Origin of the sequence: Leptolyngbya sp. NK1-12 (assembly GCF_032598965.1) — a bacterium.
Taxonomy (GTDB): Bacteria; Cyanobacteriota; Cyanobacteriia; order Elainellales; family Elainellaceae; genus Elainella.
Map to the genome: position 1 here is coordinate 566,580 of NZ_CP053587.1, position 12,008 is coordinate 578,587.

Consider the following 12,008-nt stretch of genomic DNA (forward strand, 5'->3'; position numbering starts at 1 on the left):
AGAATGTACAAATCACCATATCCGACTGGAGTGAAGTTTTTATCGATTACTCATCATCATCATCGAAAAGATTATTAACCTTAGTTTTCTCTTCTGATTTATCCTTATCCATCTTTTCTTCTGTTTCGTTGATCAGCAAGCTCTTTGACTCATCAAAATCTTTCTCTAGCTTTTTTTTGATTAATGGATCCTGAGTTTCTTGAATCTGTTTTCTCAGGCTGATAGTTTGCCCGAATGATCCATAGTTGTCAAAAATTTGAACTCCATCTTCAAAGTTATCTACCATTTTCTTTACGATAGGATTATCTGAGCTTGCTTGGCTTTTTACTTTCACCCAATCTTTTTCGATATCTTCAGCTTTACTCTTAGTCTTACCCAGTTCTTTACTGAGTTTTTCAGCTTCCAGTTTCAGCTTGTCTATCTCCAGTTTAAGTTTAGGGAATTCCCTAACCATCTTGGCAACAAGGACAATCATGCCAACAGTAGCAACAAGACCTGTGATCAGTGGGCCAACGAACTTGGTCAACAGATCATAATCAGCATTTGGTATAATCGGCGGATCGCTGGATGGAGTGGCAGTAATGCGTCCAAAGAAATCTACTGTACCCTTAACAGGATAGGTTGATGAGTCAGGCAGCGTCAAAGTTCCACTAAATTCATTGCCCGTGTAGTTATCACCAGGAGTGGTTTGACTACGGTTTGAAAAAGTGATTGAACCTGCTGTGTCATTAGTGATGCCGCTGCTCTCATGTGTCCAGGTTAGTGTAGCGGTTGTTGCATCAAACTGGGGTTGAATCAGCCGATGCCGACCAATTGAGACATAGTTAGCAGTAACAATCAGGGCTGGACCAGTGACTTCTGAAGTTCCTTCTTTCGAGATCGTCGTATTACCATAGGCACCGACCCAGGGAGTAATTCCAGCAAGGGAGTTGGGATCGGTAGTGGCTGCCGCTGCTTTGGCTTGCACAGCCATCAGCTTTGGAGGTTCTGTATTAGCGGTTTGTCCAGACCTACCGTTAATAACTGCACCTACTGCATTCACCACTTGGGCTGTAGACGCTTCAACTCCATTTTGAGCTAGGAAATTTTCGATTGGCGCTAGATCAAGGCTACTGTCTGCCCGCACAGTTTGGCTACAGGCATTAACCCAGCCACAAAACAAATCTACATCTGTCAATAGTTGAATCGCAAACATCATAGCACTACCGTTGGGCATGTCTGCTGGATCAATCGCTTGATCAAATGCCTGTTGTACCAGTTCAATCGTTGTGTCGTAGCCTTGGCTGGCTAAAAAAGCATTCATGGATGCAGCACGCTCTGATTGAGGTAGTTGCTTGGCTTGGTCAAGTGCAATTCTCCATGCTTGCTTGAAATAGGGATCAACGCTGAGCCTATTGACACAGGCTTGGGCATAAACAGTTTGAAACGCAGAATTTTGAGTGGATACCATCAGATTAGTTCTCCAAGTTATTACTTTTAGAAAGAAGGTTGGGTGCAGTTCTTACTTTGACAATCTGATGCAACCTGGTTTTAGTTATAGAAGACAAACGCCAAACAAACGCCAAACAAACGCCAAACAAACGCCAAACAAACGCTAATTGCCGAAAAAATTATTAATGGCTAGGTAAAAATCTGAGAACCCGACGAAAGCGAGGTGAAATATGAGTTTGCAAAAAAAATGTAAAAATTTCTGGAAGGCGTACAGGATTTAAGAATAGATGATAAAGTTCAGTAAGAGTCTATCTATCAATTATTGAGTTGCCTTCCAAGAGAATTTTGATGACTCGGAACAGGCTAGGCATAAATTAAAAGTTGGAAAATGCCTAGAGTTTGACAGGATCAGTTTTAACGTTTCAAATGGGTGCCCATCTATTCAGAGGCAGCTAGAAGATAGTCAATGATCATCGCCGTTACCCTGGTTGGTTAACTCAGAGGATGCTTTGGGTGCCATCCAGTAACTAACCTGGCAACCATTACTAAAACTCGCAAGGAATTTAAAATGTCTACCTTAATTGGAGTAGTGCAAAGTGCACCGTCAGGTCGGGTGGGCTTCGATACCGATACCAAACTAGACTTGGCGACTGCTAAATTATTTCGCCAAAGCGGCTATGATTTTTGCCTACGGTACGTTTCTCTGGGCAGCGAAAGCAGCTACGATTTAGACCACGATGAAGCCCAGGCCATCCTCGATGCTGGCTTAGCCCTGATGCCGGTGCAACATGTCCGCTATGCCGGCTGGCTACCCGATGCCACCCTGGGAACTCAGACCGGCCAAACAGCAGCCAATAACGCCATTCAGGTCGGCTTTCCCCCCAAAGTCAATGTTTGGCTCGACCTCGAAGGCATCAGCTCCAGCGCTACCGCCCAAAATGTGATTGCCTACTGCAACAGTTGGTACGATGCCGTTGCCCAAACAGGCTACCTGCCCGGTCTCTATGTGGGAGCCAACTCAATTCTCGATAGCCAACAGCTCTACAGTGCACTCAAATTTCAGCACTACTGGCATTCCCTCAGCATCGTCCCCAATGTCGCCGTGCGAGGCTATCAAATGATCCAATCCGACGGCGGCACAGTCCATGGCGTTGGCATCGACAAAAACATCACCCAAACCGACACAGAACACAGCCAAATCCAATGGCTGATTCAGCAAACATAAACACCTTCAACCACAACCTCCCCACCCCCCCCCTCCCCACCCCCCTCCCCCTACCCCCTACCCCCTACCCCCTCACCCCTCACCCCACCAACTCCTATGCTCTCAACCGCTCTTACCCTAGCGTGTCGTTCGCTGTGCGCTAGCGTCGCCGCCTACGGAATCAATCCAACCGGCAAGCTCACTCCTCAAGACCCTTACTACAGCGCCGTTGGGTTTCTCAAACCACCCGTTGCGTTTGCTGCCGGAGAGGATGATATTGACGCTTGTTTAGTCGGCACTACCGACCAAGGCGTCATCCTTGCCTTTCGCGGTACTATTCCACCTGATATTCACAACCAGGAAAGTATGCTCGACTGGATTAGCGATCTGACCGATGAACCCGTGGCAGCAGCCGGTATGCCTGGCAAAGTGCACGACGGCTTCTGGCAGGCGCTATCGGCTCTGTGGGAACCGCTGGTGCAGGAAGTTAAACAGCAAATGCAAGCAGGTCCACCCCCCCTACCCCTCTATATCACTGGACACAGCAAAGGCGGAGCGTTGTCTAGTTTGGCGGCTCTGCGGCTCAAGCTGCAGGCAGGCATTGTGCCTACGGCCATCTATACCTATGCCTCACCCCATCCCGGGGATGCCACCTTTGCCAGCCACTACCAACTCGAAATTCCCAATCACATCCGCTATGAGTTTGGCAATGACATTGTGCCTCACATCGTACCGGACTCGACCTTTATCCAAGCCATCGCGCACCTGCCGGAACTCGGTCAATTCTTTAAGGGGATGGAAACCTGGAACTACAGTCCGGTGGGGATGCTTCAGTTTATCGAGTGGCATCAGCACATGGTTGTAGGAGACTCTCCAGAACTTCATCTGGAACGCTTAGCGCGGCTCATCGGTGCGATTGTAGAAGGCCAGTTTGAGGCGATTGTGGCGGCGCACTCGGCTAGCTGTGGTGGTTACATGAGCGGTGTCTGCACATCGGGAGTTTGTGGATAACCATTTTTTGAATGGTAGGGGTGAAACCAAATGTTGAGTAATTTTCCGCTGTTGGATATTGCGATTGGGTTGATCCTGATCTACACCTTCTTGAGTCTATTAACTTCCGAGTTAACCGAATTCATCACGACCGTGTTGCGGTGGCGAGCTAATCATCTACAGCAGGGCATCATGACTCTGTTGGGAGAATCCTCAGCTCTGAGGCGAGATCCAGCTCAGTTCAAAAACACAATTACCGGCAGACTGTATGCGAGTTCTTTGATTAGCTCCATGACTCAGCCCTTCAGACGGCGCAGGCGGGCAGTGGGTCCCTCTTACTTGCCGGCTGAGGTGTTTGCCGATGCCCTGCTCGAAGTGTTGCAGGCCCTACCGGAAGTCGAACAGGATCAGGCTCAACTCCAACAGGGTGTGAATCAATCCGTAAATGACCTGACTCGACTCATAGCGAAGGTCGAGCACTCGGACCAACTCCCTGCTCGCTTAAAAAAGAACCTCACTCTCTTGGCGAGACGCACCCAAGCACAAATCCAGTCAAGCCAACAGCAGATGGAGCAGTTCCGGCATGAGATCGCCCTGTGGTATGACCATTCGATGGACCGGCTCTCTGGCACCTATCGGCGCAATGTCAAAGTCTTTACGGTCCTGATTGGGTTCCTCCTGGCAGTTCTGATTAATGCGGATTCGCTGTATATGCTCAGGCGCATCAGTGAGAATACAGCCACGCGCACGGTGATTATTCAAAATGCAATTCAAATCGAAGGATGCGAGAATGACCTCAGTTCATCCCAGTGTATGGAAAAAATGGCCGACCTGCTGGATACAACTACCATTCCGATTGGCTGGCACCCGGTGAATTTCCAACAGCAGTTTCCCCAGCTCAATCCGATGTATAGCCTGAAGGCAGGACTCGGGTGGTTACTGACCGGCATTGCTATTTCGATGGGATCTCGCTTCTGGTTCCAGATTCTCGACCAGCTCATTCATGTACGAGAAACCGGAGAAAAACCGGATAATGTCGAGGAGCAGCGTTCGTCTTAAACAACTCTTAAATCAAATCAATCAGTATAATCACGAATCAGGGAGATTCTAGCCATTCTGATCCAAATCCGTCTCAATTCTGGAGCGATCTGTGGAGAACCTTCCCCTGTTGGATATTGTGATTGGGCTATCCCTGATTTACACCAGCCTAAGTCTGCTGGCCTCTGAACTGACACAATACACCATTACGGCTCTGAAATGGAAGCAGAAGTATTTCAGACGTTGCCTGATGATCCTGCTGGGCGAATCATCCCTGATCGGCGATCCAGAACAGTTCAAAGACACGATCACAAGTAGAATCTTGCTGACTCCACGCATTATTTCGGTTATACAATCAGCCCGTTATCGTAACCGAGCCATGATGCTAACCGATGTGCCTCCTTTACTATTTTCAGAAACATTATTGGAGGTTTTACAAAATCTGTCTCAATCTAGTTCAAGCAGAATTCAACAGTACACAATAGACCATTCCAGCACTCAGCTACAGTCAATTCAAACAATTGTGGAAGAGTCTTCTACTCTATCCCCATCCCTGCGGGCTAATCTAACCAGGCTGATTCGTCAGGTAGAAACCTGGGAACCCGATCCCCAACGGCAAATGGTTCGCTTGAAACACGAGATTGCCCGCTGGTATGGTCACGCGATGGCAGAGATGTCACCCATCTACAAGCACCATTACCAGCTGGTTGTCTTTTTCGTTAGTTTAGGGCTGACCGTTGCCATGAATGTGGATTCGCTGTATATTATTCGACGCATTAGCGAGAACACGGCCATGCGAGCCATCACGACACAGAACGCTACCCAGATTCAGGGCTGTAAAGCTAGCCTCAATTCACCGCAATGTACAGAGCGACTATCCGGTTTGATGGAAAGCACCACGATTCCGGTGGGATGGCAGGATTCGAATCGCCGCAAACAGTTTGCTCGACTCGATGGAGTAATCTGCTTGCGAACCATTGGCGGCTGGTCTCTTACCAGTATTGCCATCGCGATGGGATCTCGCTTTTGGTTGCAGTTGTTGCGGCGGCTGGGTACATTTTTAGGTAGAGATAGCCAACCTCGACGGTGAACGATTGCTTTAAAGACATGTTGAGAATCAGGATACAAATCAGCAAGGCGATTGATCAATCGTGGTGAAAGGTTTTGATCAAACAGCAGTTTCATGCTTGAACCATTAGCGTTTGTCGTTCTCGGTCAGCCGCATAGCTCAGGCAAGCCTATCTTCCAGAGTTAAATGTTGCAGCAGAGGAACGACGTCACTTTTGGCGGATCAGAACGTTCAAGCGCCTCGAGCAAGAGTGACTGTATCATTAGTCTGCTTGATTTGCTCAACTGCTCCCAATGCTTTCAAGCTAGTTTTCTGTGCCTTAGTCAAACCGGTAGTTCCCGTAATGTTCATACCTTCGTAGGGTCGATCCGCTCTGAGAATATTCAAACACTGGCCGGTACTGACCTGCCAAATTCGGATCGTATCATCGTCTCCCGCACTCGCCAGTAGATGTCCTGCGGGTTGCCACGCCACGGTCCAGAGGGAATGAGTATGTCCCTCCAGTCGCTGCACACATTGCCCGGTATGAACATCCCAGATCTGAACCGCTGGATCGCCCCCACCGCAGGCTAGTTGCTGACCATCCGGACTCCAGGCCACAGAAAAAATGCGCATCGAGCTGGTGTGAAGCACACGCAGACAGTCACCGGTTTGTGCATCCCATAGCCGAGTGGTACCGTCTTCACTGCCAGTTGCCAGCATTTTGCCATCCGGACTCCAAGCCACCGACCAGATCCAACCATGATGGCCCTGCAATGAGATGAGACGTTCACCTGTTTTCAGGTTATATAGCCAAACGGCGCAATCCATGCCGCCACTCGCCACGAGCCTACCATCGGGACTAGGCGCAATTGCCGTCACCCAAGCATCACTCTGGAAGCACTGCAAACATTGTCCAGTGTTGCCATCCCAAACCCGAATGGATTGATCATTACTGCCGCTGATGATCGTTTGACCATCTGGACTCCAGGCCACTGACCAAACCCAGTTGGTGTGTCCCACCAGCGTTTTCAGGTATTGCCCTGTATGAGGATGCCACAGCTGAATCGTCTGGTCATCACCACTGCTGACAATCCGCTCACCGTCGGGACTCCAGGCTATTGACCAGATGCAGTTGCCAGACCCGCGTAGCTTTTTCAAACATTCGCCAGTGCTGGTATGCCATAACCGAATGATGCGATCATCTGAGCCAGTCACCAGGGTTTGATTATCGGCATGCCAAGCCAGCGCCCGGATACAAGCACTGTACCCCTGGAGGATGCTTAAGCAATCTCCTGTCTGAGCATCCCAAAGCCGTGTGGTGTGATCGAAACTGCCGCTAGCAATCAGCGGTTCTACCGGACTCCAAGCCAATGACCAAACGGTATTTTGATGCCCCTGCAAGATGCGGAGGCACCGGCCTGTCTGGCCACCCCAGAGCCGCACCGTGCTGTCGTCGCTGCTGCTAGCCAGGGTGCAACCGTCCGGACTCCAGGCCACTCGCAAAACCGCATTGATGTGGCCCTGCAATGTTTGCAGGCATTGCCCTGTGTGGGGTTCCCAGATCCGAATCGTATGGTCGGCACTAGCGCTAGCCAACCGCAGCGGATGGGTGGATTGGGAATAATCGCCCCTGTCATTCCACGCCAAATCCCAAATGCCATGACCATGACCCAATAATGTTTGCCCACAGGTTCCAGTTTGGAAATGCCAAAACTTGATCGCACCATCATCACCACCCGTCACGACCCACTGTCCATCCGGACTCCAGACAACCGCTTTGTTACCATGATCTTGCGTGCTGAAAATCTGGATGCATTCCCCTGTATCCACATCCCATAGCCGCAGGGCAGCTTCAGCGCCAACGCTTGCCAGCATCTGACCATCAGGACTCCAGGCCACCGACCAGACAACGCTTGGTCCCTGGATGGCCTGCAGGCATTCGCCGGTGTAGGCATCCCAGATCCGAATCATGCCATCGTTACCAGCCGTTGCGAAAGTTTCGCCATCCGGACTCCAGACCAAAGTCCATATCGTGTTGGAGTGCCCCTGCCAGGATAAAAGCAAGTGATTATCGACTACTCGCCGCACAAAAATATCACCACTGTTGTTTCCGCTCACCAGTAGGGTACCATCCGGGCTGAAGGCCAACGCGAACGAGGCTTTGACAACTTGGGTAAATGAGGAGGTTTCAAACTGGCTGTCTTGAAAATTGACGAATTGCAGCCACTGGCCCTGTAACTGAGCGTGGCGAAGGCTGAGCTGCGAAAAGTCATAGCCCGTCAGATCAATTTGCAGATAGCAGCAGAGGTTGATTAAATTACCCGCTGCATAGACTGGTGACACAGACCGGCTTTGCAACAGCCTGAGGATTTTCTGCAACCGCACTTCAATTTGCTCTGAGGTTGCCAATTGGGACTGTAACTGAGTGGCAACGCCCGACAAAATCAACCGCTTTTGTGTTTCTCTAATGTATTCCTTGACGTTCGCTTTGATCAGACCATAGCTGTCAAACAAATTGATGTTTTGACCAACTATCTCATTGCCGACTTTTTCTACTAAGGTGCTGGTAATATATTCCATCACAATAGGTTGTTGGGTGTAGTAGCCCTGACGGCGTTCGATCAAATTCCGCCAACTTAAGGATTCCAGCGCCTCTAGCAATTTTACTCGCGGCACTGAAGCAACAATATCTTCAGCCAGTTCGGCAATAGTTGTCCACTCGCGGTTAATGGCCAACCAGTACATAATGCTTTGTTCTAGGGGCGACAGCCGCTTAAACTGGTGCTCTAGCAGCCGCCGGATGCCGTTGAACAAAATCACGTCTTGCTTGAGAAATTTTTCAATATCGCCTTCGAACATATCGTGAATTGAGCTAGTCACAATTTTCAACGCGAGCGGGTTATAGCCATACTGTTGGGCTAACTGTTGCTTTTGGATGGGAGACCCTAACAAGCCCCTCGTCTCCAGCAATGCTTGCGCCATTGTGGGAGAGCCAGTCACCACAAGCGTCTGTGCGGCGGGGTCTCCTTCAAGAGCCGCTACTTCAGCCAATTTTTCTCGACTGGTGAGCAGAACGCAACTCTGGTGCTGGACTTCTCCAACCACTCGGAACAGTTCACCATAGACCTCCAAGCCCGAACGGTACTGTCCGGCATAACTGCCTTCCTGAAATAAGGTTTCCGCGTTATCAAGAATTACCAAACAGCGATGCGTCCGCAGCCAGTGGACCAAGCGACCAATTTCGGCTCTGCTATCCTGCTGATTCGACAGAAACGGAACTAAGTCAGCCAGCAGTGATTCCAAAGGAGGTGCATTGCGGAGGGATCGCCAAATCACATACTCAAACTCCGTTTGAATCGTCTGAGCTAGCTTCACAGCCAAGGCTGTCTTACCAATGCCACCCATCCCTAGCAGCAGAACTAACCGATTGTGATCTTGAATTACCCATTTCTGCAAAAGGGACAGTTCTGTTTCCCGACCGTAAAAGATAGAAACGTCAATGGCTTCACCCCAGTCGCAATAGCATATTGGCAGATAGGGCAATTCTGAGTAAGAAAACGGAGAACGGGAAGCGAGCAGGAGAGAATTGGGATCGGTGCTGCCACTCTTGTTGCTACCATGCCTGTGGCGGCTTTCGAGTTTGGACGGTTTTTTGAAGAGTGGATCTTGGGATGCTTCCAGTAGGTTGGGACTTAAATTCTCATCATTGTTACTGCTTGATTCCACCTCACTCAGATCGGATCCGTCCAGATCACCGGCTCGAATTCGCTCACACAGCGCCGTAGTTTCTGCCATCGGCTCAACATTAAATTCAACGGCTAAAATTTGGCGACAGGTATTGTACTGAGCTAGGGCAGCGCGACGTTGCCCACTGCGGGCTAGAAACAGCATTTGCTGCTGGTGCGCTGTTTCACGCGATGGATCAAGCATCAGCAATTTGCGGGTTGTAGCTAAACCTTCGGTATAGTTTTGGTGTTTGAGGTAATGTTCAGCTAAATAATGTAAGCCTTCGATCACCATTTCCCTTAGTCGTTCTCGTTTCATTAACACCCAATTCTCAAATTCTGGCGCATCGGGCACATAAAACCCTTCTAAAAAGTCTCCCTGATAGTGAGATACTGCTTCGGTTAGGAACTGCACGTCAATATTAGTTTTGGGGCAATCTTCAATGGCTGCAACGGCTTCCACATCTAAGTAGTAGGAACACTCCCGATTGAATAGAATAGTTTGTCGAGTGATGATTAAATGCGAGCCTACCAGTTGTCGCAATGCAGGCAGCACAGTGCGTAAATTCTTCATCGACTGGTTAGACGGCATATTTTGCCAAAACAAATCTGCCAGCACTTCGCGGCTGTGCAGCTTGCCCGTCACAGCAACATAAATCAGAAGTGCCTGCGCTTTCCGACTAATTAAGTGAGTAATCGAATGTCCGTCTAAACTGATTTGAGGGGAGCCAAACAGCTTTAGTGTTAAAGTATTCATTTATCGAGGTGTTCCTTGCATCAACAGGCTGATTAGTAGGCTTATTGGTAGGTCATTTGTATCAACCGTCGCTCTGAAATAGGAGCACCCTATATTAGTGTCTATGCAGAACTAATAATTTGGCGAAAATGAAACAAAAAGTTTAACATTTGCTCCAAACTAGGGATTGCTTTCGATAATTCCAACTAAGCTGCTTATGTCACTGTTTAGTGGTTTAATCCTTTAAAGGAAGGGAAGATAACGTCAAGCCCTGGAGTTTGTTGCAACCTTTGCTAGGAGTTTCCTCCATAGTGTTTGCTCAATGATTCTCATTCTCAAGGCAGTTTACTTTAACTATACGCTTTCACTCTAGTAGGCACTCTAGTAAGCACTCCGGTAGACACTCCAGTAGCATTTATATTCTCATCCACCTGATTAACACAATTCAGGGCAAAATAACTTACTAGGCGCTGGCGTATAACAGATCGCAAGCCGCCTGCCTATTGTAGAAACCACCGAATTCCTGCTTGAATAGCGCTTTTATAGTCATGTGCCAACGCTTAGCGGATTTTTGGGGGCGGAGTCGCAATACCGCGTTTGATCAAAGTAGCTTCCAGCTCTCGAATGAACTGGAAATCCTGATCAGGCAGAACGAATCCAGGATCAACCGCACTGACTGCGGACGGCGATTCCAGAAACGTGAAGGCTTGGCGAAACTGATGCGGACTAGCGGCAATGGGTGCGTCAAAATGGCAGGGAATGATTCGCTCAAATTCCCAGCTTGCGATTCGGTCGGCCCAGGCCAGGGTTTGCTGAGGAGCCTGCGGAAAGATCAGCGTTTGCAAAATCGGAGCTACAAACAGTCGCCCCTCGCCTCGTAGCGCCTCAAACGATTGTTTCCAGTCCGGCTGCCACACAAACGGATAGAGGCCGAAATAAGCTTTTTTGGAGCGATCTGGAGCCTTGAATACCCCTTGAAGGGTGCGAGGCAGACTGACCGGCTCTAGGGCACTAGGACGAAAATAAAAGGCAAACAGCGAGATCCGCTGCCATCCTTTGCGGCGATTGGCCTCAGTATCTTCTATCGGCTCAGTCGCACTGTCTCTAGCATGAAACAACAAGGGATACGGATCGAGCTGAACGATCACCGGCGGTTCTTCTGGGACAGACACCACTGCATCGGTGACCAGCAGGGTGCGTGACCGACGGTGCAGCATCGCCACTTCGGCAAACGTACCTCGTCCCAAATCGATATCCAGGCTGGCATATTCAAACTCGTCAGCAAAGGGGGTCAGAATGCTATATTCCGGCAGCACGCGAGTCCGCTGGGGCGGAAAACCCAGCCAACTCAGCGGCAGATTCAGCGGAAAGCTCCACTGATGCGGAGCCACCCAGACCTGCGCCTGCGGAAACCGTCGCGCAAACGGCCCCACAAAAATCTTGTGTTCCAGACCCGAACTGGTGGGCAGAATAATATGTTTCACCGGACCATGCACCGCCACCAACTCATTGAGCAACCGAATGCACTCGCGGGTGGGAGCCACGGGCGCATAGACAAGCAGCCCCCCTGCCGCCAGCTTGACAACAGTCATCCGGATCGGCACCACCGTGTAGAGAATGCCCTGCACCTGGTCAAAGGTCCAAATCGTGTCCTTAACCACTTCGGTCCGGAGTGTCCGCCGCTTGTTGTAGGGATAGAGCGGCAGAGTAAACCAGAACGTCCAGGCTGATTCCTTAGCATCAAGTTTCATCGCGGTCACATCGCTCCTTTAAGCACCACCCAATCCTTTTCATTTTCGTATACTTGTGGTCGATTTCACAGGGGCGCAGGGC

General features: G+C 49.7%; 7 protein-coding genes and 1 pseudogene. 4 read left to right on the forward strand and 4 right to left on the reverse strand.

Translation table 11 applies throughout. From position 1 onward, the window contains the following. Positions 1 to 46: 46 nt before the first annotated feature. The gene (locus tag HJG54_RS30740; RefSeq protein ID WP_316436929.1) at positions 47 to 1,450 is read right to left on the reverse strand and encodes a hypothetical protein; all 1,404 of its coding nucleotides are present in this window, start codon (positions 1,448 to 1,450) and stop codon (positions 47 to 49) included. Positions 1,451 to 1,999: 549 nt separating this feature from the next. On the opposite strand from HJG54_RS30740, the gene HJG54_RS30745 reads away from it, so the two are divergent. The 4 genes from HJG54_RS30745 to HJG54_RS30760 all read left to right on the forward strand — a co-directional run bounded on the left by HJG54_RS30745 (position 2,000) and on the right by HJG54_RS30760 (position 5,753). Next, on the forward strand, positions 2,000 to 2,656 hold the full coding sequence (locus tag HJG54_RS30745) for a DUF1906 domain-containing protein (RefSeq protein ID WP_316436930.1): 657 nt from the start codon (positions 2,000 to 2,002) through the stop codon (positions 2,654 to 2,656). 96 nt (positions 2,657 to 2,752) lie between these two features. Beyond that, entirely contained in the window at positions 2,753 to 3,646 is an 894-nt protein-coding gene (locus HJG54_RS30750) for a lipase family protein (RefSeq protein ID WP_316436931.1), read from the forward strand. Positions 3,647 to 3,676: 30 nt separating this feature from the next. Further along, entirely contained in the window at positions 3,677 to 4,684 is a 1,008-nt protein-coding gene (locus tag HJG54_RS30755) for a hypothetical protein (protein WP_316436932.1), read from the forward strand. Between the two features lie 91 nt (positions 4,685 to 4,775). Further along, a complete protein-coding gene (locus HJG54_RS30760) occupies positions 4,776 to 5,753 on the forward strand; it encodes a hypothetical protein (RefSeq protein ID WP_316437109.1) in 978 nt (325 codons plus the stop codon). A gap of 20 nt (positions 5,754 to 5,773) precedes the next feature. Here the strand turns inward: HJG54_RS30760 and HJG54_RS30765 are convergent. The 3 genes and pseudogenes from HJG54_RS30765 to HJG54_RS30775 form a co-directional block, all read right to left on the reverse strand. After that, positions 5,774 to 5,848, reverse strand: a pseudogene (locus tag HJG54_RS30765) (DUF5615 family PIN-like protein); the annotation flags it as partial. Between the two features lie 115 nt (positions 5,849 to 5,963). Further along, a complete protein-coding gene (locus HJG54_RS30770; protein WP_316436933.1) occupies positions 5,964 to 10,196 on the reverse strand; it encodes a BTAD domain-containing putative transcriptional regulator in 4,233 nt (1,410 codons plus the stop codon). Between the two features lie 539 nt (positions 10,197 to 10,735). Continuing rightward, positions 10,736 to 11,926 carry a DUF4336 domain-containing protein gene (locus HJG54_RS30775; protein ID WP_316436934.1) on the reverse strand — a complete coding sequence of 397 codons (1,191 nt, stop codon included), beginning with the start codon at positions 11,924 to 11,926 and terminating at the stop codon, positions 10,736 to 10,738. Positions 11,927 to 12,008 lie beyond the last annotated feature (82 nt).